Genomic DNA, 24,933 nt, shown 5'->3' with positions numbered 1-24,933 from the left:
ATCACATTCACGTCGTCACTGCCCGAAACGCTAGTGCCCGGGTACGACGCGCCCATCCCGACTGCCGGCCAGGCGGCGCAGCAGCGGACGTTCGGCTGTGGTCCACGCGGTGCTCGTGAGCAGGTACACGCCGGCCGCGAGCGGAACGAAGAGCGCCGTCACGACGGTGCCGAACGGCAACCACCGGACCAGGGCGGGCGCGTCCGGGGTCGCGGCGGCCTTGCGGTACTGCACGAACGCCACCGCCGCGAGCGACGCCAACAGCCCGACCAGGACGAGCGCGTGCGGCCCCGCGAGCCCGTCGAGGGGGTGCAGCCCCAGCGGCGCACCGAACAGCGTGTTCGCCAACAGCGTCCGGTCGCCGCTGAACAGGCGGTACGTCAGGAACAGGAACGGCATGCCGGCCAGGGCCGGGAGGATGCCGGCGAACATCGAGGTGCCGGCCTGCTTGTAGAGCGCGGACAGCTCGCGCGCGGCGCGTTGCGGGTCCTTCTTGTGCTTGTCCTGGATCCGCCGGGCCTGCGGGGCGAGCCGGGCGCGGACCACCTCGGCGCGGGCCTGGGCGTACCCGAGCGGGACGATAGCGAGCCGGACGCAGGCCGTGAACAGCACGACCGCGCCCGCCACCGAGCCGGTGCCGAGCAGCGGCGCGAGCGCGTCGGCGAGGGTGAGCAGGAAGTCGTGCGCGATACCGAGAACAGGGATGCCGAACATGGGGCAAGGGCCTTCCGTGACGCGGGAGATGAGGATGCGTCAGGCGGCTGTGACCGGCAGTGGGGCGTGCGGGGTCAGCAGGCCGCCGGGCCCGCTCCCGGTGCTCTCGGGCGCGATCGGCCCGGCCCGTCGGGATCGCGCGAGGGGAGGAACGCCAGCCGTGCGGCCCGCCTGCGCAACGTCGTGCCGCGCACGTGCGCGCGCGCCGCGGAGGGCGTCCACGACGGGGCCCCGAAGGCCACCGCGAGGACCACGGTCACCGCGACGGCGACCAGGCCCGGCAGCGCCCCGTCCACGAACAGGCCGAAGCCGACCAGTGCGAGCAGCGTCGCGAACAGCGACGTCGACGCGGTGGTGGTGGTTCGGCGGTCCATGCCCGAAAGCCTATCGCGTGCCCGCGCGCCCGCCGGCGGGTGTCGCCAACCGTCGGCGAGCGTCGCCAACCGAACACCGGGGGCGAGTCCGAACCCGCGTTCGTGCCAGGATGACCCCGTGCGCGTGCTGCTAGGGGACGGCTTCGGGGTGACGTCACGTCAGATCGCGGTGGCGGTCGGACGGGCGGGGCATGACGTGGCGGTGCTCGCGCCGCCGGGTCGGCCCGTGCTGCGCCATCCGCGGTCGATCGCGGAAGTCCACGAGGTACCCGCCTTCGGCGCGGACCCGTGGGCGTGGCTCGACCGAGCCGAGGCGGTGGTCCGGGCCGAGCCGTACGACGTGCTGCTCCCGACCCACGACCACGTCGCGGTGCTGGCCCGGGAACCGGCGCGGATCACCGCGCACGGCGCGGCGCTGGCCGTACCGCCGTTCGCGGCGCTGCGCCGGGTCGCGGACCGAGCCGCGGCGGCCGCCACGCTCACCGAGATCGCGATGCCGCAACCGGCGGGGACCGTGGTCGTGTTCGGCGCCGAGGAACTGCGCCAGGTCGCCGATCCCCCGCTTTACGTGAAGAGCCTGCTCGGCTCGCATCGGGTCGAGCGGCGCGAGCAACTGCTGCGTCTGGCAGACGAGTTGGAGCAGGCCGGTGCGTTCGTGGACGGCGCGGGCGTGCTGGTCCAGGAGCCCGCGGAGGGTCCGGTCCTGTCCGCCCAGGCGGTGTTCGAGCACGGCCGCCTGGTCGCTGTGCACGCGTACGAACACCTCCACGGCACGGCGGTCAAGCGCAGCCTCGTGGTGCCCGAGGTCCGCGAGCACGTCGCGATGCTCGGCGGCCACCTCGGCTGGCACGGCGGCCTCTCGCTCGACGCGGTGCTCACCGCGCGGACCGGCCCGGCCTGGCTGGACGTGCGCCCCTACCTGGCCGAGCCCGCGAACGCCGCGGCAAGCGGCACCGACCTGGTCGCGGCACTGATCGCGGTGTCCCGGGGCGACGCGCCGGCCTCGATCCCGTGGGGCCGCGCGGGCGTGCGCACCCGGCAGGGCGCCGGCGCGCTGCTGACCGCGGCCCGCGCCGGCCGGTGGAGCGTCGTGCGCGAGCTGGCCCGCCTGGCGGTCCGCGCCGGCCCGTACCGCGACAGCGTCGAGGAGACCCTGAGCCTGCGCGCGGAGCCGCGCCGGATCGGCGCGATGGCGCTGCTGACCACCGCCCTGCTGGCCGCCCCCGCCGGCACACTCACCCGCGCCGACCACAAGGACACCCAAGGCGCGCTCTCCCCCGCCGCGTGGCGCCGCATCGTGGCCGGCGCCCCACCGCACGTCCCCTGAGCCACCCGAACCCCCCGCATCACCCCAGCAACGACTCCACCAGCGCGCGCACCGACAGCACGAACAGCCGATCCCCGTCCGCGACGTTGGCCAGGCTCTCCGCCAGCTCCGGGTCCTCGGTCGCGAGCTCGGCCCGCCACTCGTCCACGGCCGGCGGCTCGGCCGCGCTGTTCTCCAGGGCCCGCTCGAGCATCACGAACCCGGCGATCTGGTACTGCACCGCCTGGACCGCCTCGCCGGCCCGGGCACCGCGCAGGCCCGCCGCCCGCATCTCGGCCACCAGCGCCTTGCGGGCCGGGAGCATCATCAGCGACTCCAGCCCGCGCTCACGCACCAGGCCGACCAGGTGCGGGCGCTCCAGAATCAGCCGCCGGCACGATCGCGCGATCGACACCACTCGCTCGACCGGCGTGCTCCCGTCCACCGAGATCGCGCCCATGTCCGCGATCACCCGGTCCACCAGTTGGTCCACGAGCACGTCGCGGTTGCCCACGTGCCAGTAGATCGAGGTGACGGCGACGCCCAACTCGGCGGCCAGTTTGCGCATGCTGAGGTTCTCGATACCGGATTCCATGACCAGACGCATGGCGGTGTCGAGCACGGTGTCTCGCGTGATTCTGTCCATCACGTCCCATTCTCGCGTCCAACCGCGACCACCCGATACAGGGGCAACCGGGCCGGAAGTCTTTACCTCTTCGCGTCGGCGGTGTAACAGTGTTACAGAGCACCTGGCAGCACCGCACGCGGAACCCGGGATTCCGGGCCGCGCGCGCAGCACTCGCACGACCCGCAAGGCGGCACGCAACGACGCGTGCCCCGCGCGCACGAGCGGAAGAGGTGAGGGACGTGGCACGCATTCGGTACGGAGCCCGACCGGCGGAGACACTCAGGAAGTCTTCGAAGGAACGCTCCAGCCTCCCGGAGATCTGGTCCACGGGCGTCATGGCGATCTGGGAGACCGACCCCGAGGTGATCGCGGCGATCCTGCCGCCGCCGCTGGTCCCCGCCGACCGGCCGCTGGTCCGGGTGAACATCTCGTCCTGCGACATCAACGGCTACCCGCTCGGCGCCGGCGCGGTCGCCGTCCGCTGCAAGCACGGCGACATCGAGGGCGACTACACGCTCACCATGCCGATGACCACCGAGCGCGCCGTGATCGGCGGCCGCGAGGTGTTCGGCGAGCCGAAGAAGCTCGCCGACGTCAAGGTCGAGCGGGACGGCGACGCGGTCGTGGCCACGGTGAACCGGATGGGCGTCACGTACGTCGAGGTGCGCGGCACCGTGGTCGAGGAGCTGGCCACGCCCGAGCCCCGGCAGACGCTGAGCTTCTACTACAAGTTCCTGCCCGCCGTGGACGGCGACGGCTTCGACGCCGACCCGATGCTCGTACACGTCACCCGCAACGAGCGCACTCGTTCCGCGCACCGCATCGACGGCGAGGTGATCCTGCGCGACTCGGACTTCGACCCGGTCGCCGACCTCCCGGTCCGCAAGCTGATCTCGATCACCCTCAGCGAGCGCACCTCCGACCAGCAGGGCTTCGTCGCCGAGCACGTCAAGGCCGATCTGGTGCTGCCGTACATCCACCAGCGCTACGACGACGTGCAGCAGATCACCGACGACCCGCCGCCGGCGAAGTAACGCACGGCGAACCACGGCAGCGACGACAGCAAGGAATCGAGACACATGCTGCAGGAATTCGACGGCAAGGTCGCCGTCGTCACCGGTGCCGCGAGCGGTATCGGCTTCGCGATGGCCCAGCGGTTCAGCGCCGAGGGCATGAAGGTCGTCCTCGCGGACATCGAACAGGGCGCGCTCGACAAGGCCGTGGCGCAGCTCGCCGACGCGGGCGGGGACGCGATCGGGCACGTCACCGACGTGTCCGAGCGGGACTCGGTGTTCGCACTCGCCGACCGGGCCTTCGAGCACTTCGGCGCCGTGCACGTGCTGTGCAACAACGCCGGGATCGGCTCGGGCTCCGAGGGAAAGATGTGGGAGCACGACCCCAAGGACTGGGACTGGTGCTTCGCCGTCAACGTGTTCGGCGTCTTCAACGGCATCCAGGCGTTCGTACCGCGGATGCTCGCGCAGAACACCCCCGGCCACATCGTGAACACCTCCTCCGGCGACGGCGGCATCGCGCCGCTGCCGAACGCGTCGGTGTACGCGACCACCAAGGCCGCCGTGGTGACGATGACCGAGGCGCTCTACGCGCAACTGGGCCAGGTCAAGGCGCAGTTGGGCGCCTCCGTGCTCTTCCCCGGCCCCAAGATGCTGCGCACGGGCCTGTGGGAGTCGTACCGCAACCGGCCCGAGCGCTACGCCAAGTCCGTCCCGCGCAAGACGCCCTACAACACGCTCGACGCGTGGGAGAAGGCGATGCGCGACGCCGGCCAGGAGATCGAGTTCACGCCGGTCGAGTCGGTGGCCGCCGACGTGTTCGACGGCATCCGCGAGAACCGCTTCTGGATCATGCCGGCCAGCGAGCACAGCGACAGCCAGATCACCGCGCGCTCGCAGAGCATGCTCGCCCGGAGCAACCCCGGGTACCTCGAAACCTTCGTTCTGGACAAGTGAGCGAGATGACCGAGCAGAACGCGGCGACGCCGCGGAACGAACTCACCACCCCCTACACGATCATCTCCTCGGACACCCACGCCGGGCTGCCGACCGAGCTGTACCGCGACTACCTCGCGACCAGGCACCACGCGGCGTTCGACCAATTCATGTCCGAGCGCGAGGCGCAACTCAAGGCGATCACCGACCTGGGCGTGCGCAACGAGGACTTCGCGGCGAACTGGTTCGAGACCAACGAGGAGGTGCTGCGCAGCGGCTGGGAGGTGGACCGGCGCGACCTCGAACTGGACAAGGACGGCGTGGTCGGCGAGGTCATCTTCCCCGACGCGGACGCGGTCGAGTCGCGCACGTGCGTGCCCTTCGGCGCGGGCCTGGGCCTGTCCGGCGACATGGACCCCGAGCTGGGCCTGGCCGGCGCGCAGGCGCACAACCGGTGGCTGGCCGAGCTGTGCAAGACCAGCCCCGAGCGGCGGCGCGGGGTCGCGCTGATCCCGATCACCGCGGCCATCGAGGACGTGCTCAAGGAGATCCGCCGGATCAAGGCGGACGGTCTGGGCGCGGTGATGATCCCGGCGATGTGGATGAACCAGACGCCCTACCACGACCGCAAGTACGACCCGGTGTGGGCGCTGTGCCAGGACCTCGAACTGCCCGTCGTCACGCACTCGGGTCCGGCCGACCGCGAGTCGTACGGCAACCACCTGGGCATCTACGTCACCGAGGTCACCTGGTGGCCGTCCCGGCCGCTGTGGTTCCTGCTGTGGTCGGGCGTCTTCGAGCGCTTCCCGCGGCTGCGGTTCGGGGTCACCGAGGCGGGTTGCTGGTGGGTGGGCAACCTGCTCTGGTTCACCGACCGGCTGCTGCTCGGCTCGCGCGGCGCGGCCAAACTGGCCGGGTTCGAGGAGATCAAGCTGCTCCCGAGCGAGTACTTCGACCGCAACTGCTTCATCGGCGCGTCCAACACCAAGCGGCGCGAGATCGGCATGCGCTACGAGATCGGTGTCGGCAACATCTGCTGGGGCAACGACTTCCCGCACCCCGAGGGCACCTGGCCGGAAACCCTCAATATCCTGCGCAAGACATTCTCGGACGTACCGATCGACGAGACCCGCGTGATGCTCGGCGAAGCGGTCGCGGACGTGTACGGTTTCGACCTGGCAGCCCTGGCGCCGCACGCCGAGCGGGTCGGGGTCACCCCCGCGACGCTGGGCCAGCTGAACGAGGACGGCTCGGCGAAGGACCTGACGACCAAGTGGGCCGCGGCCGCCGAGATCGGCCGGCACTGGCTCACCGGACACGACACGGGTGCCGCGGTCAACCCCAACGCGGAAGCCCTGGAGGTCTGATCCCCCATGAGTGAGCGCACCACCCCGCCCGTGACCGACGTCCCCGAGCGGTACACGGTGATCTCCGCCGACTGCCATGGCGGCGGCGAGGTCCACGAGTACCGCGACTACCTGCCCACGCGCCTGCACGCCGAGTTCGACACGTGGGTGCGGGGCTACGAGATCCCGTACGCGGACCTCAAGGGCGACCTCGGGCCGCGCAACTGGGACTCCGAACGCCGAATGCGGGATCTGGAGGCGGACGGGGTGGTGGCGGAAGTCATCTTCCCCAACACGGTGCCGCCGTTCTTCCCCAAGCCCTCGCTGACCGACCAGCCGCCCGCCGCCAACGCAGGCGACCTGGCGCTGCGTTGGGAGGGCCTGAAGGCGCACAACCGCTGGATGGTCGACTTCTGCGCGGCCACGCCCGGGCGCCGAGCCGGCATCGTGCAGATCATGCTGCACGACATCCCGGCCGCGGTGGAGGAGATCCGCTGGGCCAAGGAGGCCGGCCTGACCGGGGGCGTGCTGCTGCCGGGCACGCCGCCCGGATCCGGTCTGGTGCCGATGTTCGACTACGCGCACTACGAGCCCCTGTGGCGCGTGTGCGAGGAGTTGGGCATGCCGGTCAACCACCACACCGGCTCGGCCGCGCCGCCGGCCGGGGACACCGACGTGGACAAGGTGGTGTTCCTGACCGAGGTGTCGTGGTGGGCGCACCGCGCGTTCACGCACCTGATCGTCTCCGGCGCAATGGACCGCCACCCCGAGCTCCAGTTCGTGTTCACCGAACAGGGCACAGCCTGGATCCCGGAGGAGACCCGGCGGCTGGACTACTACTGGCACCGGATGAGCACGGCGGTGGGCTCCCAGGAGTACGAGTGGGGCAGTGCGCTCGTCGGCCGGATGGACCTCAAGCCGAGCGAGTACTGGGCCCGCCAGTGCCACGTCGGGGCGAGCTTCCAGCGCCCCGCCGAGGCCAAGCTGCGCTACCAGGTGGGCGTCGACCGGATCATGTGGGGCAGCGACTACCCGCACAAGGAGGCCAGCCACCCGTTCAGCCGCGAGGCGCTCCAGCTGACCTACAACGGCATCGACCCCGTCGAGGTCGCGGCCATGGTCGGCGGCAACGCCGCGAAGCTGTACGGCTTCGACCTCGACGCGCTCGCCCCGATCGCGGCGAAGGTGGGCCCCCGGGTCGACCAGGTGTGGGCGCCGCTGGCGCCCGAGGACATCCCGGTGGGCGCGGACAAGTGCCCGGCGTTCGTGGGCATGACCAACGTGAAGCCGTAACCGCGCCACGCGCGGACGATCTCGGAGTCGAGGGGGCGAACCGGCGGGTCGAGCCCGGCGGTCCGCCCCTTTCGACATCGAGATCGTTTCTGCGTGTCGCGCACGTGTGACCCCTTGCACACGGTTTCCCACCGACGGCTCCTCGATTCACCCGGTGGATCGAACCGGCACGCTTTAGAGTCCGAGCCATGACTCGACCGGACTGGGCTCCAGAGCACATCGACATCACGCGGGCCAGCGTGGCCCGCGTCTACGACTACGCGCTGGGCGGCGCGCACAACTTCGCGGTCGACCGCGAGGCCGCCGAGTTGGTCACCCAGGCGATGCCCGAGCTGCGGGAGGTGCTGCGCGGGAACCGGGTGTTCCTGACCCGTGCCGTGCACCATCTGCTCAAGCTGGGCATCCGCCAGTTCCTCGACCTGGGCTCCGGCATCCCGACCGTGGGCAACGTGCACGAGATCGCGCACAAGGCCGCTCCGGACGCCCGCGTGGTCTACGTCGACAACGACCCGGTGGCGGTCGCGCACAGCCAGGCGCTGCTCGCGGACCACCCGAACGCGACCGTGGTGGGCGCGGACCTGACCGATCCCGCGAAGGTGATCGGGTCGCCCGAGGTGCAGGAGCTGATCGACTTCTCCCAGCCGGTCGGCGTGCTGATCGTGTCGGTGCTGCACTTCCTGCCGGACGAGGCGAACCCGATCGGCGTGGTGCGCCAGTACATGGACGCGACCGTGCCCGGCAGCCACCTCGCGCTCTCGCACGCGCACCGCGGCGAGGAGCGCCCCGCCGGGATGGATCGCGCCCTCAGCGAGTACTCGTCCAACGTGCAGAAGATGCACGCCCGTACGCACGACGGGATCCTGGCGATCTTCGGCGACCTGGAACTGCTCCCGGCCCGCCTGGTCCCGGTGGACGTGTGGGGTCCCGAGGGGCCGCTCGGCGACCCCGAGGTCAAGCTGCCTCAGCTCGCGGGCGTCGCGGTCAAGGCCTGAGCGGCCGGAATCGGGTTGTAGAACTCGCGCTGACCGACCACCAGTCCGGCCCGGAAGGTCAGCACCGCGATGTAGGTGTTCGCGTAGGGGCGGTCGGTCGTGACGGCCCGGCCCTCGCTCGTGAACTCCACGATCAGGGTGTCCGGGTCCACGCAGTCGTGGACCCGGGTCACCGTCAGACGCAGTTCGAAGAAGGTCAGCGCGACCTCCAGATAGGCGTTCACCGCGCCCTTGCCCTCGACCCGCACGGGCGGCGCGGCGTACGGGAACTCCAGCACGATCCCGGGGTCGTAGCAGGCCATCTGGGCGGCCCGGTCGCCCGCGCTCACCGCCGCGAGCAGCCGCTCGGCGATTCGGACGTTGTGCGCGCGTCGCGCCTGGGCCTCTGCCGGCACACCTGGTTCCATGGCCGCAGCCTGGCGCACAACGCCCGACAATGAAAGTTCACGCCGGCACGGGCTTGCCCTCGTTCGCGAACACCGCGCGGGTCTCGGGCAGCGCGGTGAAGCACGCCACGCTCAACGCCGCCGCGCCCGCGAGATACGCCGCCACGCCCCACGGCGTCCCGTCGCCGCGCGCGAGTTCGGTGGCCACGATCGGGGTCAGCGCGCCGCCGAGGACCCCGCCCAGGTTGTAGGCGGTCGACGCGCCGGTGCACCGCACGCGCGGCTCGAACAGCTCGCACAGGTACGCCCCCACCACCGAGAACATCGCGATGAACGCGATCAGCGTGCCCACGCACGCGAGCGTGATCCACGCCGGCTCGCCGGTCGCGAGCAGCCCGAGCATCGGGAAGGCCCACACACCGATCGCCGCGCACCCGGCGACGCACAGCGGTCTGCGCCCGTAGCGGTCGCCCAGGAGCGCGAACAGCGGCGTGGCCGCGGCCTTGCAGACGACCGCGAACATGATGCACCCGAGCATCGTGGTGCGGCCCACGTCCAGGCGGGTGGTGGCGTAGTGCAGCGACCACGTGGTGGTGAGGTAGAAGGCGACGTACCCGCACGTGAGCGCCCCCGCGACGAGCAGGATCAGCCGCCACTGCTCGCGCACGACGTCCTTGAACGGGCTCGGCGAGATCTCGTCCGCGGCGACCAGTTCGCGAAACTGCGGGGTCTCCTCGATCGAGGCGCGGAGCATCAGGCCGACCGCCGCGAGTACGCCGGCGAAGACGAACGGCACCCGCCAGCCCCAGGAGTGGAACTGCCCGTCCGTCAGCGTTCCGGACAGGGTCAGCATGATGCCGTTGGCGAGCAGGAACCCGATGGCGGGCCCGGCCTGCGGAAAGCTCGCCCACAGCGCGCGTCGGCCCGGCGGCGCGTGCTCGGCCGCGAGCAGTACCGCGCCGCCCCACTCGCCGCCGACCCCGAGCCCCTGGAGGAAGCGCAGCAGCACGAGCAGGATCGGCGCGGCCGGGCCGATGTGGTCGTAGGTGGGCAGCAGGCCGACCAGGACGGTCGCGACGCCGGTCATCAGCAGCGACACGACCAGCACGGGACGCCGGCCGCGCCGATCACCCAGTCGGCCGAACAGCACCGAGCCCAGCGGGCGCGCGACGAACCCGACCGCGTAGGTCGCGAACGCCGCGAGGGTGCCGGCGATCGGCGAGATGCCGGGGAAGAAGAGGGGGCCCAGAACCAGGGCCGCGGCCGTGCCGTAGACGAAGAAGTCGTAGAACTCGATCGACGTGCCGGCGAAGGACGCCGCCGCGATCCGGGCCATGGAGACATTTCGAGTCACGTCTCGCCCAACGACCGGGTCGGGGTGTGGTCACCCGAGCGGGCGTCACCCGTCCGGGGCGGTCTGGCGTGCCTTCGCGTCCAAGTCGCGTTGTACAGGGGTTCGGGCGTCGCCGAGGTCGGCCAGCCACGGCGCACCCGCGTCGTCGCCCACGTGGCCGAGCGCCCACGCGGGGTTCTGGCACATCGCGGTCTGCACGATCTGGGTGCCGGGCAGGGTCACCGGCCAGCACAGCAGATGACCGGCCAGCCACCAGAATTTGGACAGCACGGCGACCGACAGGTCGTCCTCGCCGGGCGGCCGGTCGCGATACTCGTGCCGATACCAGGTGCGCACGACCTGCGGCCACGACTGATCCGCGATCGCCGTGCCGTCGCGGTCGCGCAGCGGCCCGTTGCGAAAGTGCACCTCCCGCGCGGTCCGGTGCACGACGCGCAGGCCCAGGGCGCGCCGCACCGGCGTGAGCACGATCGTCACACCCCCGCACACCGACCACGTCACGATCGACGGCCACAGCCCGAACACCAGGAAGAGCACCGCGCCGACGACGCCGAGGGGCAGGCCCACGGCCCGCGCCGCGACCGGTTCCGCGTACACCTTGAGCGGTGTGATCGGGACCCGGAAGACGGTGTCGGGCGTCGTCGCGTAACGCGTCTCGTCGAAGCCGAGCGCGCGTGCCCGACGATGCGTCCGCGTCTGGAACCACGGCAACACCAGGGACAGCACCGCGCCGGCGACACCGAGTACGAACCAGGGCAGGGACACCTCGGACATCTCCATCGCCACGTCACCCCTCCGCGCGTCGATGTCTCCACGGTCGCCCATGACGGGCCCGGACGGAAGAGCACGGCGGAACAAGTGGCAGAAAATGCTCGGTTGTGACGCCGTCAGCGCATGTCGCAGAACTTCCGCTCGGCCGCGAACGGATCGCGGGGGATGCGCAGCGTGGTGCGGTCGAGGGCGCCGACCAGGTTGCGGACGAAGCGCGAGACGGTGAGCGGTGCGCGGGTGGAGTCGAGGAGTTCCCTGAGATCACCGCAGCCGAGCGTGTGTCGCGCGGCGGCCAGCGCCTGGGGTGTGACGCCCGGGAATTCGGCCGAGACGGTGGTGACGGCGGGGTCGAGTTCCAGGGCCAACAGCCAGACGTCGTCGATCAGTTTGCGATGACCCGGCCATTTCCGGTCGGCACCGGGGGTGTACTCCAGGTGCGCCCCGACCGTGTTCGCCAGCCCCCACACCTCCACGATGTATTGGTCCAGCGGCACCAACTCTCCGGTGACGCCGAGGAATCCGCCCGGAACCGAGACCCGGCTGCGGCCGTGGCCGGGGCCCAGCGGGAGCAGCATCGAGGGCCACCCGTCGGGGCGCAGCCGCACCAGCACCGGTCGATCGGCGGCCAGGCCCGCGGCGACTGCGGCGCGCAGTCCCGGGAAGGCGATGGTCCAGTCGCCGATCCGGTCGGCGTGCGCGGAGCCGGTGATCCCGATGTCGCTGTCGCGCACCCGCACGGTGAGGGAGGCGTCGTTGTCGTGGTAGGCCGCCGCATGCCACGGGCCGGCAACCGCCAGTGCCCACACCGCCGTTGCCGCCGCGAGCAGCCCCATCCACCGGGTCGCCGGCACGAGCAGGCCGGGCAGCAGGGCCAGGAACACCGCCGGCAGCAGCATCCGCCCGTGCATGTAGTCGCCACCGAGCCGCACCACGTACGCGCACGTCAGCAGTGCCGCCACGACCGGTGTGAGCACCACCACCGGCCGGCGCGTGTTCGGGCGCGAGTGGACCAGCCAGGCCGCGAGCAGCCCGCCGAACAGCACCGCCGGGACGTACAGCGCGACCGGCTCGGTGAAGTCCCACAGGTAGCGCACTCCGCGCCCGGTCTCGCTGTCGCCGGCCTCCTTGGTCAGCGCCGGCAACGGGACCACCAGGCCGTAGTAGCCGGCCCGGAAGATCTCGTACCCGATCGGCAGCGCGCCGCCGATCGCCAAATACAGCGCCGCGCGCCGCGGACTCGGCCGCAGCACCATCCACGCGCCTACCAGGAACACCACCGTCACGATCGCGAAGTCCGGCCGGACCAGCACGCCCAGGCCGTACCAGACCGCGCACCCGGCCCGGCCCCGCGCACCCGGCCGGGTGTACAGGCGGACCAGCAGCCACCAGCACCCGCCGAGCCACAAGGTGCCCAGGCCGGTGTCCAGGCCACCGGTGGCGAAGTCCCAGAAGACCGGCACCGCCAGGAGCACGAGGACGGCCGCGGGCACCAGTCGGCACGGCCCGCCCGCGGTGTACAGCCGCCGGGTGGCATCGAGCGCGATCGCGACGCCGGCCGTGGTCAGCACGAGGCCGGCGACGACCGCGGTGAAGCCGAGGTCCCCCGGCACGACCGCGCCGAACAGCACCAGCAGCCACTGCCACAGCGTGCTCGTGTTCGCCTCCACCCGTTCGCTCGCGTTCAGCACGGGCCCGTTGCCGGCCAGGATCTGGCGCACCGTGCGCAGGAAGATCGTGCCGTCGTCGGTGAGCGCGCGGTGCCGCCACACCAGGACGGCGATCGCGAGGGTGGGGAGCAGCACCGCGGCCCCGTTCCAGAGGACGACGCGGCGGAGCGCGCGATCGACCGGAAGGTCGTCTTCCGTTTCTTCGAGGTCGGGTTCGAGCGCCAGGCCCACGAATCTGTTCCTTACGTCTGGTGGTGATATTTCCGGGCAGGCCGAGAATGCCCGCCGCGCGCCGGTGATCTCGAACGACGCGCGGGGGCTTTGTCGGAATGGGCCTTGGGGGTGGGCCTTGGGGGTGAGCCTGGGGGGTGACCCTTGGGGATGAGCCTTGCGAGTGGAGCCGGAAGGTCGCCTACGGCAGGGCGGTCATCGGTCCGTGGTCATCGGTCCGTCCCAGGCGGGCGAGCCGGCGATCGCCGGCAACCGTTCGACGGTCGGGCCGGGCTCAGCCCCGGTGACCCGGTTCCGTCGAGGCGCCATCGCGCCTGGTGTCGTGCGCATGACGCCACGACTCCCCCGGCCCGTAACACCCTTTCGGGTCCGTTCGGCGCTCCGTTCGGCGCGCCGCTCAGCGCCGGCGGAATCCGGTCGCGCCGTGCATCCGCCCGACGTGCTGACGCAGCGTCAGCACCCGTGGGTGCTGCGGTCCCAGGCGGTGCTCCTCCTCGGCGAGCAGCGGTACGAGCACGCTCTCCGCCTGGTACGGATCGCCGAGTGCCGCGAGCAGCAGGCCGATCCGCTCACGCAGGTCGAAGCCCTGGTACACGTCGCCGTCGGGGATCCGCCGGTGCAGGTCGAGCAGGCGCCGGTACTCGCCGAGCGCCGCGGGCAGGTCGCCCAGCTCCTCCAGGCACGCACCCACCTGACGGCCGTACTCCATCGCCTCGGGGTCGGTCGGCCCGCCCTCGGCCGCGAACACCCCGGCGATGTACTGCAACTCGGGGAGCGCGCGCCGGAACTGACGGTCCGCCAGCAGCGTGTCGGCGAGCGCCTGACGCAGGCCGAGCACGAGCGGGTCGCGCTCGCCGTGACGCGCGATCGCGACCGGCAGGGCCGCACCGAGCACGTCCACGGCCTGGGTGAGGGCGCCCTCGCCGAGCAGCCGGTTGGCCTCGTCGAGCGCACTGCCCACGTCGAGGGTGGGCGGCGCGGCGGACGGCACGGCCGCCCAGTCGGTGTTGGGGCGCGGCGGCGCCGGGGGCCCCGCGCTCATCGTCCACGGCGCCGGGGTCGGCGCGGGCGCCCGGACCGGGGCGGGCACGCCCGGCAGCGGCTGCGGCGCGGCGGGGAAGCGCAGCGGCCGGGTCGGGTCCATCGGCGCGGTGGGCGCGAGCGCCGCGGCGGCGTCGGCGCCCGCCGTCGGCAGCAGCGGCACGAGCCGTCGGTAGACCTCCTGCGCGTTCGCGGGCCGCTGGTCGGGCTGCTTGCCGAGCAGTTGCATGATCAGGAGTTCGAGCCCGGCCGGGATGTCGGGGCGCCGCGCGGCCAGCGGCTCCGGGGTGCCGTTGAGGTGCCCGAGCATCACCGAGGCCATCGTCGGCCCGGCGAACGGCGCGCGCCCGGAGAGCATTTCGTACATCAGGCAGCCGAGCGCGTACAGGTCGGTGCGCGGCTCGACGATGCCGTTCATCTGCTCGGGCGCCATGTACGCGGGCGAGCCCGGCATCGCGCCGGTGGTGGTGAGCTTGGTCGACTCCGGGTCCAGGACCGCGGCCACGCCCAGGTCGAGCACCTTGACCGTGCCGTCCCGGCGGACCATGACGTTGCGCGGCTTGAGGTCGCGGTGCACGACGGGCACCGCGTGCACGGCGGCGAGCACCGAGCAGATCTGCGCGGCCACCGCGACCGCCCAGTCCCACGGCACGGGTTGGTTCTCGGCGATCAGGTCGGCGAGGTCGCAGCCGTCGAGGAGTTGCATGACCAGGTAGAGATCGCCGTCGTCGGTACCGCCGTCGAACACGGTGACCAGGCCGGGGTGGTCGATACCGGCGGTGACCCGGCACTCGCGCAGGAAGCGCAGTTCCATCGCGCCGCGGTCGCCGGAGGTGTCGAAGAGGTCGGTGCGCAGCAGTTTGACCGCGACCCGGCGCTGGAGGGTCTGGTCGTACGCCTTCCAGACCTGGCCCATGCCGCCGCGGCCGATCGCCGCGGACAGCTCGTAGCGGCCCGCGATGACCCGCCCCGGGACGCTCATCGGGAACCTCCGGAGTTGCCGCCGTCCTGTTCGCGCAGCCGATCGCTGAGCCCTTGCAGCCGGGCCCGGGCCCGGGCGGCGGGATCGTCGGGAGCGGGCGGCGGGGCCGCGGCGGCCGACGGCGGCACGTGGGGCGACGCGTGCCCGCCGGCCGGGAGATACGTCGGCGGGGCCGGCGGCGGCACCGGCGGCCGCGGGCCGGACTGTTGCGGATGCACGGCGTGCGGTGGGACGGGCTGCCGCGGCTGGACGGGCTGCCGCTGCCCCCCGGGGTGCCCGTGCACCGGCTGCTGCGGGTGCCACGGCGCGTATCCGGCCGGCTGCGGCCCGGCGCCGGCCGCGCGCGCCCACCGAGAGGACACCACGCACCACCAGATCGGCACCGCGACCATCAGCACGATCAGCATGATCATCCCGATGTCGTCCAGGACCGACTTCCGCTCGGGCTCGCCCAGCGCCTTGCGGCTCGCCTCCTCGGCGGTCGACTCGCTGCCCACGATCACGAACACGAACGCGACGACCACGACCGCCGAAGTGAGCACCAGGGCCGCCCAGTCCGCGCGCTTGCGGGTGCGTACCGCCGCGACGAGGGGGGTGATCCAGGAGAGCAGCCCGATCGACAGGAACGCGACGAGGGCCAGGCCGATGAGCCCGACCCAGTGACCGGCGCTTCCGCGTCGGCCGGGCACGGGATCGGGCGAGGGACCTTCCATGCTGTGTGTCTCCCGGGGAATGGCGGATCGATGCCGCGTCCGCACCGTGGCCTGCCGGGGGCTGCGGGCGAAGGCCGGGAGACGGCGTGCCGAAAGCCTATCGGCGGGACCCGCCGTCCGGCTGCCCACCTGCGAATGCCCACTCCGACGGGTTCGACGAGCGAAGCGAGGAGAGCGGCCGGAGGCCGCAGGCTTTTCCACAACGTCGCCGGCCCGGAACGAAGTGGAGGGACGGCGACGTGCGAGCGGAGTGCCACTTTTGTGGAGCGCGAGCGGAGCAAAAGTGGTGCTCCGGGAGCCGGCGGCTTCGCCGTTCGACGAGCGAAGCGAGGAGAGCGGCCGGAGGCCGCAGGCTTTTCCACAACGTCGCCGGCCCGGAACGAAGTGGAGGGACGGCGACGTGCGAGCGGAGTGCCACTTTTGTGGAGCGCGAGCGGAGCAAAAGTGGTGCTTCGGGAGCCGGCGGCTTCGCCGCCCAAAGAACACAGCCCCGGCGGGACGGACCGGACACCGCGAGGGGTACCGTGCTCGGGTGTACCGCTTCCTGCTGACGCCGCGCTGGATCGCCATGGCCCTGCTCGTGGTGGTGTTGATCCCGATCATGGTCAGGCTCGGCTTCTGGCAGTTCCACCGTCACGAGAACAAGGTCGCGCACAACGACCTGATCAGCGACAACAGAAAGCGCGAGCCCGCGCCCGCGGCCGAGATCCTCACCGTCGGCGCGAAGCTGTCCGCGAAGTCGCAGTGGCGCCAGGTCACCGCGACCGGCAGATACGACAGCGAGCACCAGGTGCTCGTGCGCCAGCGGTCGCAGAACGACGTGGTCGGCTACTACGTCGTCGTCCCACTGATCACCACCGACGGCCGCGCGCTCCTGGTGAACCGCGGCTGGGTGGCGAACGCGGCCACGGCCGAGGACGTCCCGGACGTACCCGCGACGCCCACCGGCCAGGTAACGGTGACGGGGCGGCTGCGCCCGGACGAGACCCGCGAGAATTCCGGCATCGGCGACCGCCCGGTGCCCCAGGGCCAGGTCCTGCGGATCTCCGGCTTCGAGCTGGCCCCGAAACTGAAGCTGCCCTACCCCGTCTTCGGCGGCTACATCGAACTGACCGAGCAGACCCCGGCGCCCGCCAAGGTTCCGGCGGCGGTCCCGGCCCCGGACGACGAGGACCTCGGCCCCCACCTGGCCTACGCGGTCCAGTGGTGGATCTTCGCCTTCGCGCTGCTCGCGATGTACGTCAGGCTGATCCGCACCGAGGCCCGAGACCTCGAATCCGAGCTCGCCGCACTCGACGCCGCCGCGGCCGAGGACGAACACGAGGAACCGGCCAAGGTCTGACGACCGTCCGTGACGGCCCGCTCCTAGGGCGCGGGTTCGAGCCCCTTCACCAGCTCCGGCAGGACCTCGCCGATGGGTTCCCGGATGACCGCGTCGGCGACCTCGTCGTAGGGCGTCTCCCCCGCGTTCACGATCACCAGCTTGGCCCCGGACTCCTGGGCCACCCGGCACAGCGACGCGGCCGGCTCCACCTGGAGCGTGGTGCCGATCGCCAGGAACACGTCGCCGATCTGCGCGGCCATGGCGGCGCGCTCCAGGACCCCGTGGTCCAGCCCCTGCCCGAACATGATGGTCGCGGTCTTCTGGATCCCGCCGCAGGTGAGGCAGCGCGGATCGTCCTCGCCCATCTCGATCCGCTCCAGGGCGGCGTCCAGGGTCGTGCGGCCGTCGCAGTCCGTGCACACCACGAAGAACATCGTCCCGTGCAGTTCGATGATCTTCTCCGGGCTGTTCCCCGCCCGCCGGTGCAACCCGTCGACGTTCTGCGTGATCAGCGCGTTGAGCAGTCCGGCCCGTTCCAGCTCGACGAGCGCGCCGTGCCCGGCGTTGGGTCCGGCCAGCCGCGCGGGGTTGTCCCGGCGCAGCAGCCACGAGCGGCGGCGGATGTCCTCGTCGCCCATGTAGTAACCGTAGGTGACCAGCTTCTCGGCGTCGGGATCCGTGGTCCACACGCCCCGGGGGCCCCGATAGTCGGGAATCCCCGAGTCGGTGGAGATGCCGGCTCCGGTCAGTACGGTCACGCCGTCGTCGGCCCGGCGAATCCACTCCCGCACGACGTCGATCAGTTCGGTCATGGCACCGAGGGTAGCGACCGGGCCGACCTGACGGCCTGTCATTTACCCCGTGCCGGGGCCCCGACGAGGCAGGATGGGAGGCATGGATCTTGGACTGCGCGATCGCGTGTATCTGGTCACCGGCGGCACTCGCGGCCTCGGCTTCGCCACCGCCACCGCGCTGGTGGAGGACGGCGCCAAGGTGGTCGTCACCGGGCGGGACGAAAAGCGCGCGGAGGAGGCCGCCGCCGCGCTGGGTGGGCACGACCACGCGCTGGGGGTGGGGGCCGACAACAGCGACAGCGGTACGGCCGAACGCCTGGTCGCGTCGGCGCTCGCGCGTTTCGGGCGGCTCGACGGCGCGTTGGTGAGCGTGGGCGGCCCGCCCGCCGGCGCGATCACCGCGGTCGATGACGACCAGTGGCGGGACGCGTTCGAGTCGGTGTTCCTGGGAGCGGTACGACTGGCCCGGGCGACCGCGGCGGCGCTGGCCGGCGGCGGCTCGATCGGGTTCGTCCTGTCCTCGTCGGTGCGCCAGCCGATCGGCGGCCTGGGCATCTCCAACGGCCTGCGCCCCGGCCTGGCGATGGTCGCCAAGACCCTCGCCGACGAGCTGGGCCCGCACGGCATCCGGGTGTTCGGCCTGCTCCCGGGCCGGATCGACACCGACCGCATCCGCGATCTGGACGGCCTGACCGCCGACCCCGACGACACCAGGGCCCGCCACGCCGAGTCCATCCCGCTGGCCCGCTACGGCACCCCGGAGGAGTTCGGCCGGGTCGCCGCCTTCACGCTGTCGCCGGCCGCCTCCTACCTCACAGGTCTCATGATCCCCGTCGACGGCGGCCTGATGCGCTCGCTGTAGATCGCCGCGCTGACCGTGGGTCGAACGCGCGGGGCCCGGGACGCGTGTCCCGGGCCCCGCGCGCGTGCTCGGCTCACTCCAGGTGGCGCTTCGGCAGCCCGCGGCTCGTGCGCAGCGTCAGCACCGTGGGCAGCGTGGGCAGGCCCACCGCGTCGCGCGCGTTCGGCAGCACCCGGTCGCGCACGGCGGTGAGCAGCGTGCGCGGCTCGGCGCCGGGCTCGGCGCGGACCAGGGCGCGCAGCGTCGGGCCCTTGCGTCGGCGGACCAGGTGCGCCGAGACGTGCTCGACGCCGTCGACCGAGGACAGGTCGTCCTCGATCGCGTCGGCGAGCGCGTGGCCCGTGACCGTCAGGGTGTCCGCCTCGTCGCCGACCATCCCGAAGCCGGTGCCCAGACCCGACGGGCCGGTGCCGGCGTTCGCGGACTCGTCGTGGACGTGCAGCGAGCGCACCGGGCGCCGGCCGAACTGCGCGAACAGCCACCACAGTGCGAGCACCAGGAGCAGACCGGGCACGCCGAACGCGGCCCACCACCACCAGCTCTCGTCGGTGAGCCGCTCGGCCTGACTCGCCGTGATGAACGGCTTGTCCGCGGTGCGCACCAGGTCGGGATACCAGCCCCGTCCGCGCGCGGCGACGGCCAGGCCGCCGGCGATCAGGATCAGACCGACGACGAACAACAGGATCCGGTTGCAAACCGTACGCATGCCCGCCTCACCTCCCGCTCACGGGCTGCAGGCGCAGATCCACGCGCGGCACTCGGGCGAGGGTGAGGGCGTGCGCACGTTCCTCCAGCCGCTCCGTCAGCTCGTCGTGCAATTCGTCGGGGTCGCGGAAGTGGTAGTCCACCCGCAGTACCGCCTTGCGCCGGCCCATCCGCACCCGCGCGTCCAGCACGCCCGAGGAGGCCAGCGCGGTGTGCCGCAGGAACGAGGCCGCGGTGCGCCGGGTCATGTACACGGTCATCCCGTCGCCGGGCGAACGAAGCCGCAGCAGGCTGCGCCGACCCGGGGTGACCGCGAGCACGATCAGCCACAGCCCGACCACCGCCGTGACCAGGCCCGCGGCGACCACCGCGGAGTCACGCCATTCGTGCGTCTGCGCGCGCTCCAGCAGGTCGCGCGACCAGCGCGGAGCGCGGTCGATCCGGGCCGTCACGCCGATGTACAGCGCGGTGCCCGCGACGCCGGCCGCGACCAGGGCCACCAGGCCGGCCGGGAAACCACGGGGCGACCAGGCCCGGCGAACCCTCGCGCCGTCGCCCCAGTCGCCGGCGTCCTCCGAGGCGGGCTCGTCCGCCGAGCTGCCCGCGGGCGCCTCGGACGCGGCGTCCAGACTCACTGCACTCTCCTCTTGCCGTGCCCCCCACGGGTCAATCGGGCGACGGTCACGTCCACGCGCACGACCGGCATGCCGGTCAGGTACTCGACGTCGGCCCGCACCCGTTGCCGAATCGTGCGGGCGATCGCGACCACGGGCCCGGGGTAGGGCACGTCGACGTCGAGGTTGACCGTCGCGTGGTCGTGGTGCATGGTCGCGCCGGCTCGGGGCGCGCGCAGGACGGTGTCCGGCGCGGCCTCCGCGGTGGCCTCACGCGCCGCGCGGGCGGCGATCTTCTCGACCACCCGCCCGCCGATCTGGAGTACCCCTCGATGCGCGGCCGGCGCGAGGCCCTCCGCCGGTACCGCGCGCATCAGCGCCGCCGGTTGCGCGAGCTGAACAGCTCGCCGAGGTCCAGATCGCCGTCCAGGAAACGACCGACCAGGAAGCCGACCACCCCGAGCGCGGCGACCAGGAGAAAGGCCCCGAACCCGCCGAGTGCGGCGGCCAGACCGAGCGCCATGCCGACCAACAGGCCGACCATGGGTGTAGTCATTGGACTCCTTCTTTTTGGGCGGCGGAGCCGCCGGCTCCCGAAGCACGGCTCTTATTTGGGCGGCAGAGCCGCCGGCTCCCGAAGCACCACTCTTTTTTAGGCGGCAGAGCCGCCGGCTCCCGAAGCACCACTTTTGCTCCGCTCGCGCTCCACAAAAGCGGCACTCCGCTCGCACGTCGCCGTCCCTCCACTTCGTTCCGGGCCGGCGACGTTGTCGAAAAGCTTGCGGCCTCCGGCCGCTCTCCTCGCTGCGCTCGTCGAAGCGTCGGGGTCGGCGGCCGTGGGGGCCATGGTCGTGTCGTGAGGGTCGGGGGCGGCTCGTCGGGGTTCGGGCGGGGGGACGGACTGGTCGTGAGCCTGGGGCGGCCCGGGGGCTACTCGACTCGTGGGTTGTTGCGACGACGGTGGCGTTCGGTCAGGTGGCGCCAGAGTTGGGCCGGGAGGCGACCGCGGCGGTAGGCCGTGGTCTCCGCCGCGGCGCCGGAAAGCCTGGGTGCGGGCGGGCCCGCCGCGTCGATGAGCGCCCTGAAACGTTCGAGCCCGGCGACGAATTCATCGGGGTCACCTCCACGATCGGGATGACTCGTGCGAATGAACTCCCGGTATTCGCGCAGCAGTTGACGCCGCTCGTCGTCGCCGGGCCCTCGCGTCACTGAAGCTGGCGTTCCTTGGTGGAGTCGTCGCCGTCGTACTCGATGTGGATGTCGTCCACCGCGATGTTGACTTCGACCACCTCGAGCGCGGTCATCCGCTCGACGGAGTCGATGACATTCTCGCGGACGGCCTGCGCCAATTCCGCGATGGGCACGCCGTAATCCACCACGATGTTGAGGTCGACCGCGCACTGCCGCTCGCCCACCTCGACGCTGACACCCTGGGCCACGTTCGGCTTGCCACCCGGAATGCGCTGGCGCACCGCGCCGAACGCACGCGCCGCACCGCCGCCGAGCGCGTACACGCCCGGGATCTCGCGGGCCGCGATGCCCGCGATCTTCGCGACGACGCCGTCCGCGATGGACGTGCGCCCCTTCTCCGTGGCCAGCTTGACGACCTCGGTCGATCGAGCCCCGCCCACCGCGGAGCGCTCTTCGTCCTTCTGGAGCGCCTGCGTGCCGGTCTTGCCCTGCGTCGTTGTGTCCGCCATCGGCGCACTTCCTTCCTCGACTGCCAAAACCTGCGACCGGAACCCCTCGGTCCCGCTGACATCGGTGCCCGTTGCCGGGTTCACCACACCTGTACGACACACACACCGGGCGAACGTCACGCGTCGATCGGAGGATGTTTCGAGGAATCCGACGCTATCTCGCCGAGCGCCCGCGGGCACGGAACCGCCCCCACGCCCCGCCGGGGGGTGGCGGTTCTCGTGTTGGCGCGCGGAGCGCAGTACCGTCGCCGGGTTGGGACGAGGAGGGAATCGGATGGCCGACGAGGCCGAGCTCGACGAGGGCACCCTGGTGGTGCGGGCTCAAGAGGGCGACGCCGAGGCGTTCGAGGTGCTGATGCGTCGGCACGGACGATCCCTCTACACACTGGCGTTGCGCATCCTCGGCCGCCCCACCGACGCCGAGGACGCGGTCCAGGAGGCGTTCATCAGCGCGTGGCGGCGCCTGCCCGGCTTCCGCGCCGATTCGTCCTTCCTGACCTGGATGTACCGCATCGTCACCAACCGCGCGTTGAACATCGCGCGCACCAGACGGCCCACGGTCGGGCTCGACCAGGTGCCCGACCGGGCGATGGAGCAGATGGCGGACAACCCGGAACGAAGGGCCGAGGGGTCGGCGGCGCTCAAGGCACTCCAGGAGGCGATGACCACGCTCACCGAGGAGCAACGCGCCTGCTGGGTACTGCGCGAGCTGCACGGGCAGAGCTACGACGAGATCGCGGCCGCCGTGGGGATCGGGCCGAGCGCGGTCCGGGGCAGGATCTTCCGAGCACGACAGACCCTGGCGGAGGCGATGCGGCCGTGGACGTGACGAACGAGACGGGGAACGCGCCGGACGCCGCGACGAACGAGTCCGGGGACGCGCCGGACGCCGTGCGGCTGCCGTCCGCGGCCGAACTGCTCGCGACGACCCGGCCCGAGCCGGCCGCGGATGCGCCCGCGGCGACCTCGGTGCGCCCGGGCTCGGACGAGGAACTGCTGCCGTGCGGGCGGGAGCCCGAGACCGTCCTGGAACACGCCGGCGCGGGCCTGCTCGACGAGCACGAGCGCTCGTGCCCGGAGTGCCAGGCGGTGATCCGCGACCACTCGGTGCTCGACCAGGTCACACGCGAGTGGGCCGAGTTGCCGGTGCCGGTGCCGGACGACCTGGGTTCGCGCGTGATGCGGCTGGTCCGGGCCGAGTTGCACACCGGGCGGCTGCTCCCGTTGGGCGAGCCCGACGAGCAGTTGACGCTGACCGAGACGGCCGCGGCGCGCACGTTGCGCGCGGCGGCGGACGCCGAGCCCGGGGTCCAGGCGCGCAGTTGCCGGATCCGACCGCACGAGAACCGGGCGGGCGCGGCCGTACCGGGCCCGGTCACGGTGCGGCTGTCGGTCGGTGTGCCGTACGGCGAACCGATCCACCCGCTGGCCGACCGGCTGCGCGAGCGGGTCACCCGGGCCGCGACGGAACGACTGGGGTTGGAAGTGGCGAAGGTGGACGTGGACGTGGTGGGCCTGGAACCGGCCGCCCGGGATCGGAAGGCGGACCGATGACGCAGCCGGCGACGCGCTCATCGCGCGAACTGTCCGTCCTGGCCCGGACCACCGCGGGCGGCGCGGCACTGGCCGTGCCGGGCGTGGTCGGCCTGCAACCGGGGCTGCTGGACGCGGTGGCCCAGGTCTCGGGCGGCCTGATCCAGGGCCGGGTCCCGGGCGTGACCACGCGCGTGGTGGACGGGGTCCTGCACGTCGACGTCCAGTTCCGCGCGGCGGCGAGCCGCCGGGTCCTGGACGTGGCCCGCGAGGTCCGTGCGGCGGTCGCCGCCGAGGTCTCCGCCCGGACCGGGCACAAGAACGTGGTCGTACACATCCTGGTCACCGACGCGGGGTCGTGAGGACGCGCCCCGGGGCGTGTCGGGCCGCCGTCAGACCTTCGCGAGGCTGTACGACGGCCGCGCGTTGAGCGCCGCCGGGTCGTGTCCGGGCAGGTGGCCGTACGCGCCCAGGACGCCGCCGATCTCCTCGGCCGCGGTGAGCGGACCGGTCGCGTCGGCGGCCCGCGGGACCCGCCCGTGGCCGATCAACTGGAGCCACTTGTTCAACGGCAGCCGGGCCCGCTCGTACATCGCCAGGCCCTCGACCGGATCGTCGTGCGAGGCCAACGCCCGCGCGAGCACCCGCGCGTCGACGATCGACTCGGACGCGCCGCCGAGCACGTAGGGGTACATCGGGTGCGCCGCGTCGCCGAGCAGGGTGACCCGGCCGTACGACCACTGGTCCAGCGGTGGGCGGGTCACCAGCGGGTAGCCGGACGCCTCGGTCGGCGACTTGACCATCGCGCCGATGTCGGCGCCCGCGATGCTCCAGCCGCGGAAGACCCGGTGCAGCCGGCGCAGGTCCGCGGGGCCGTTCCAGCCGCTGTCGCCGAGTTCGCCCGCGGATTGGCGATCGGGCAGCTCGGCGAGCCAGTTGGTGAGCGTGTACCCGTCGCGCGGATCGATCGGCTTGATCGGGTGCGCCATGAAACGCGCCTCGCCGTGCGCGGTCATGATCATCGTGTGCCCGTCCGCGAACGGCGCGCAGCGCGTGGTGCCGCGCATGAGTATTCGCGGCTGCGCGACCGGCACGCCCTCGTCCGGCAACAGCGTCGCGCGCGTCGCCGAGTTGATCCCGTCGGCGCCGATCAGCACGTCGGCACTCTCGTCCCAGACCCGGCCGTCGGCATCGACGAAGCGGGCCCGCACCCCGCCGCCGTCCTGGTCGAACCCGGTCAGCCGCGAACCGGTGCGCACCGCGACCCGGCCGAGCCGCTGGTAGACCGCGCGCAGCAGCGCGACCTGCAACTCACCGCGCGGCACCGACAGATGCGGCCACAGGAATCCGGCCCGCTGCCCCCGCGGTTCGAGCACCACGCGCGTCGCCGCGGCGTTGGGATAGGCCACCGCCGACAGCGGCACGCCCAGGTTCGCGATCGGGTGGTAGAGGTCGAGTTCGGCGAGTTCGCGAACCGCGTGTGGCAGGAGGCTGATCCCGAGCCCGAGGGGCCGGATTCTCAGTGCCGCGTCGACCACCGTCACATCGGTGATGCCCGCGTCGTACAGGCTCAGTGCCGCAGCCAATCCGCCTATGCCGCCACCGGCGACGAGAACACGCACGTAGAAAGCCCCTCTTGCCAACCGTTTGGGAA

General features: G+C 72.3%; 28 protein-coding genes. 11 read left to right on the top strand and 17 right to left on the bottom strand.

What is annotated here, in order from left to right; translation table 11 throughout:
- Positions 1 to 30: 30 nt before the first annotated feature.
- Positions 31 to 714, bottom strand: coding sequence for a YidC/Oxa1 family membrane protein insertase (locus tag OG928_RS25445; RefSeq protein ID WP_406287736.1), 684 nt, complete (start codon positions 712 to 714; stop codon positions 31 to 33).
- Between the two features lie 74 nt (positions 715 to 788).
- The gene (locus tag OG928_RS25440; protein ID WP_406287734.1) at positions 789 to 1,088 is read right to left on the bottom strand and encodes a DUF6412 domain-containing protein; all 300 of its coding nucleotides are present in this window, start codon (positions 1,086 to 1,088) and stop codon (positions 789 to 791) included.
- A gap of 118 nt (positions 1,089 to 1,206) precedes the next feature.
- Between OG928_RS25440 and OG928_RS25435 the strand changes: the two genes are divergently transcribed.
- Entirely contained in the window at positions 1,207 to 2,415 is a 1,209-nt protein-coding gene (locus OG928_RS25435) for a hypothetical protein (protein WP_406287732.1), read from the top strand.
- 19 nt (positions 2,416 to 2,434) lie between these two features.
- Here OG928_RS25435 and OG928_RS25430 read toward each other — a convergent pair whose 3' ends face one another.
- Entirely contained in the window at positions 2,435 to 3,040 is a 606-nt protein-coding gene (locus OG928_RS25430; protein WP_406287731.1) for a TetR/AcrR family transcriptional regulator, read from the bottom strand.
- A gap of 221 nt (positions 3,041 to 3,261) precedes the next feature.
- Between OG928_RS25430 and OG928_RS25425 the strand changes: the two genes are divergently transcribed.
- The 5 genes from OG928_RS25425 (at position 3,262) to OG928_RS25405 (ending at position 8,602) form a co-directional block, all read left to right on the top strand.
- A complete protein-coding gene (locus OG928_RS25425; protein ID WP_406287729.1) occupies positions 3,262 to 4,056 on the top strand; it encodes an acetoacetate decarboxylase family protein in 795 nt (264 codons plus the stop codon).
- Positions 4,057 to 4,101: 45 nt separating this feature from the next.
- Positions 4,102 to 4,992, top strand: coding sequence for an SDR family NAD(P)-dependent oxidoreductase (locus OG928_RS25420; RefSeq protein ID WP_406287727.1), 891 nt, complete (start codon positions 4,102 to 4,104; stop codon positions 4,990 to 4,992).
- Positions 4,993 to 4,997: 5 nt separating this feature from the next.
- Positions 4,998 to 6,338 (top strand): amidohydrolase family protein, encoded by a 1,341-nt coding sequence (locus OG928_RS25415; RefSeq protein ID WP_406287724.1) that lies wholly within the window; start codon positions 4,998 to 5,000, stop codon positions 6,336 to 6,338.
- A 6-nt stretch (positions 6,339 to 6,344) separates the two neighbouring features.
- Positions 6,345 to 7,610: an amidohydrolase family protein gene (locus OG928_RS25410; RefSeq protein ID WP_406287722.1), complete on the top strand. Its 1,266-nt coding sequence runs from the start codon at positions 6,345 to 6,347 to the stop codon at positions 7,608 to 7,610.
- A 188-nt stretch (positions 7,611 to 7,798) separates the two neighbouring features.
- Positions 7,799 to 8,602 carry an SAM-dependent methyltransferase gene (locus OG928_RS25405; RefSeq protein WP_406287719.1) on the top strand — a complete coding sequence of 268 codons (804 nt, stop codon included), beginning with the start codon at positions 7,799 to 7,801 and terminating at the stop codon, positions 8,600 to 8,602.
- Here OG928_RS25405 and OG928_RS25400 read toward each other — a convergent pair.
- The 6 genes from OG928_RS25400 to OG928_RS25375 all read right to left on the bottom strand — a co-directional run bounded on the left by OG928_RS25400 (position 8,572) and on the right by OG928_RS25375 (position 15,747).
- Positions 8,572 to 9,009 carry a nuclear transport factor 2 family protein gene (locus OG928_RS25400; RefSeq protein ID WP_406287717.1) on the bottom strand — a complete coding sequence of 146 codons (438 nt, stop codon included), beginning with the start codon at positions 9,007 to 9,009 and terminating at the stop codon, positions 8,572 to 8,574. The two genes, OG928_RS25405 and OG928_RS25400, sit on opposite strands and share 31 nt — an antisense overlap.
- Before the next feature lie 37 nt (positions 9,010 to 9,046).
- A complete protein-coding gene (locus tag OG928_RS25395) occupies positions 9,047 to 10,324 on the bottom strand; it encodes an MFS transporter (RefSeq protein ID WP_406287714.1) in 1,278 nt (425 codons plus the stop codon).
- A gap of 63 nt (positions 10,325 to 10,387) precedes the next feature.
- A complete protein-coding gene (locus tag OG928_RS25390; RefSeq protein ID WP_406287711.1) occupies positions 10,388 to 11,167 on the bottom strand; it encodes a hypothetical protein in 780 nt (259 codons plus the stop codon).
- A gap of 62 nt (positions 11,168 to 11,229) precedes the next feature.
- On the bottom strand, positions 11,230 to 13,011 hold the full coding sequence (locus OG928_RS25385; protein ID WP_406287709.1) for a hypothetical protein: 1,782 nt from the start codon (positions 13,009 to 13,011) through the stop codon (positions 11,230 to 11,232).
- A 397-nt stretch (positions 13,012 to 13,408) separates the two neighbouring features.
- Positions 13,409 to 15,034: a protein kinase domain-containing protein gene (locus OG928_RS25380; protein WP_406287707.1), complete on the bottom strand. Its 1,626-nt coding sequence runs from the start codon at positions 15,032 to 15,034 to the stop codon at positions 13,409 to 13,411.
- On the bottom strand, positions 15,031 to 15,747 hold the full coding sequence (locus tag OG928_RS25375; RefSeq protein WP_406287704.1) for a hypothetical protein: 717 nt from the start codon (positions 15,745 to 15,747) through the stop codon (positions 15,031 to 15,033). The genes OG928_RS25380 and OG928_RS25375 overlap by 4 nt, the downstream gene beginning before the upstream one ends.
- A 532-nt stretch (positions 15,748 to 16,279) precedes the next feature.
- Between OG928_RS25375 and OG928_RS25370 the strand changes: the two genes are divergently transcribed.
- Complete coding sequence (locus OG928_RS25370) at positions 16,280 to 17,089, top strand: SURF1 family protein (RefSeq protein WP_406287702.1); 810 nt, start codon at positions 16,280 to 16,282, stop codon at positions 17,087 to 17,089.
- A gap of 23 nt (positions 17,090 to 17,112) precedes the next feature.
- Here OG928_RS25370 and OG928_RS25365 read toward each other — a convergent pair whose 3' ends face one another.
- Positions 17,113 to 17,883 (bottom strand): SIR2 family NAD-dependent protein deacylase, encoded by a 771-nt coding sequence (locus tag OG928_RS25365; protein WP_406287700.1) that lies wholly within the window; start codon positions 17,881 to 17,883, stop codon positions 17,113 to 17,115.
- 82 nt (positions 17,884 to 17,965) lie between these two features.
- Here OG928_RS25365 and OG928_RS25360 point away from each other — a divergent pair, with 82 nt between their 5' ends.
- Complete coding sequence (locus tag OG928_RS25360) at positions 17,966 to 18,727, top strand: SDR family oxidoreductase (protein ID WP_406287698.1); 762 nt, start codon at positions 17,966 to 17,968, stop codon at positions 18,725 to 18,727.
- Between the two features lie 73 nt (positions 18,728 to 18,800).
- On the opposite strand, the gene OG928_RS25355 is transcribed toward OG928_RS25360, so the two are convergent.
- The 6 genes from OG928_RS25355 to OG928_RS25330 all read right to left on the bottom strand — a co-directional run bounded on the left by OG928_RS25355 (position 18,801) and on the right by OG928_RS25330 (position 21,746).
- Positions 18,801 to 19,433 (bottom strand): hypothetical protein, encoded by a 633-nt coding sequence (locus OG928_RS25355; protein ID WP_406287697.1) that lies wholly within the window; start codon positions 19,431 to 19,433, stop codon positions 18,801 to 18,803.
- A 7-nt stretch (positions 19,434 to 19,440) separates the two neighbouring features.
- Positions 19,441 to 20,067: a DUF6286 domain-containing protein gene (locus OG928_RS25350; protein ID WP_406287695.1), complete on the bottom strand. Its 627-nt coding sequence runs from the start codon at positions 20,065 to 20,067 to the stop codon at positions 19,441 to 19,443.
- Positions 20,064 to 20,420: an Asp23/Gls24 family envelope stress response protein gene (locus OG928_RS25345; protein ID WP_406287692.1), complete on the bottom strand. Its 357-nt coding sequence runs from the start codon at positions 20,418 to 20,420 to the stop codon at positions 20,064 to 20,066. The genes OG928_RS25350 and OG928_RS25345 overlap by 4 nt, the downstream gene beginning before the upstream one ends.
- A complete protein-coding gene (locus OG928_RS25340; RefSeq protein WP_078977717.1) occupies positions 20,420 to 20,602 on the bottom strand; it encodes a hypothetical protein in 183 nt (60 codons plus the stop codon). The genes OG928_RS25345 and OG928_RS25340 overlap by 1 nt, the downstream gene beginning before the upstream one ends.
- 374 nt (positions 20,603 to 20,976) lie before the next feature.
- A complete protein-coding gene (locus OG928_RS25335; RefSeq protein WP_406287689.1) occupies positions 20,977 to 21,255 on the bottom strand; it encodes a hypothetical protein in 279 nt (92 codons plus the stop codon).
- Positions 21,252 to 21,746 carry an Asp23/Gls24 family envelope stress response protein gene (locus OG928_RS25330; protein WP_406291200.1) on the bottom strand — a complete coding sequence of 165 codons (495 nt, stop codon included), beginning with the start codon at positions 21,744 to 21,746 and terminating at the stop codon, positions 21,252 to 21,254. The genes OG928_RS25335 and OG928_RS25330 overlap by 4 nt, the downstream gene beginning before the upstream one ends.
- Positions 21,747 to 22,020: 274 nt before the next feature.
- On the opposite strand from OG928_RS25330, the gene OG928_RS25325 reads away from it, so the two are divergent.
- The 3 genes from OG928_RS25325 to OG928_RS25315 are packed head-to-tail and all read left to right on the top strand — an operon-like array spanning position 22,021 to position 23,641.
- Positions 22,021 to 22,575, top strand: a complete 555-nt coding sequence (locus OG928_RS25325; protein WP_406287685.1) for an RNA polymerase sigma factor — start codon at positions 22,021 to 22,023, stop codon at positions 22,573 to 22,575.
- Positions 22,566 to 23,300: an Asp23/Gls24 family envelope stress response protein gene (locus OG928_RS25320; RefSeq protein WP_406287683.1), complete on the top strand. Its 735-nt coding sequence runs from the start codon at positions 22,566 to 22,568 to the stop codon at positions 23,298 to 23,300. The genes OG928_RS25325 and OG928_RS25320 overlap by 10 nt, the downstream gene beginning before the upstream one ends.
- The gene (locus tag OG928_RS25315; RefSeq protein WP_406287681.1) at positions 23,297 to 23,641 is read left to right on the top strand and encodes an Asp23/Gls24 family envelope stress response protein; all 345 of its coding nucleotides are present in this window, start codon (positions 23,297 to 23,299) and stop codon (positions 23,639 to 23,641) included. Before OG928_RS25320 ends, OG928_RS25315 begins: the two co-directional genes overlap by 4 nt.
- A gap of 30 nt (positions 23,642 to 23,671) precedes the next feature.
- Here OG928_RS25315 and OG928_RS25310 read toward each other — a convergent pair whose 3' ends face one another.
- Positions 23,672 to 24,901 carry an FAD-dependent monooxygenase gene (locus OG928_RS25310; protein ID WP_406287678.1) on the bottom strand — a complete coding sequence of 410 codons (1,230 nt, stop codon included), beginning with the start codon at positions 24,899 to 24,901 and terminating at the stop codon, positions 23,672 to 23,674.
- Positions 24,902 to 24,933 lie beyond the last annotated feature (32 nt).

Origin of the sequence: Embleya sp. NBC_00896 (assembly GCF_045207785.1) — a bacterium.
Classification (GTDB): domain Bacteria; phylum Actinomycetota; class Actinomycetes; order Streptomycetales; family Streptomycetaceae; genus Embleya.
This window is presented reverse-complemented; position numbering and strand designations above follow the sequence as displayed.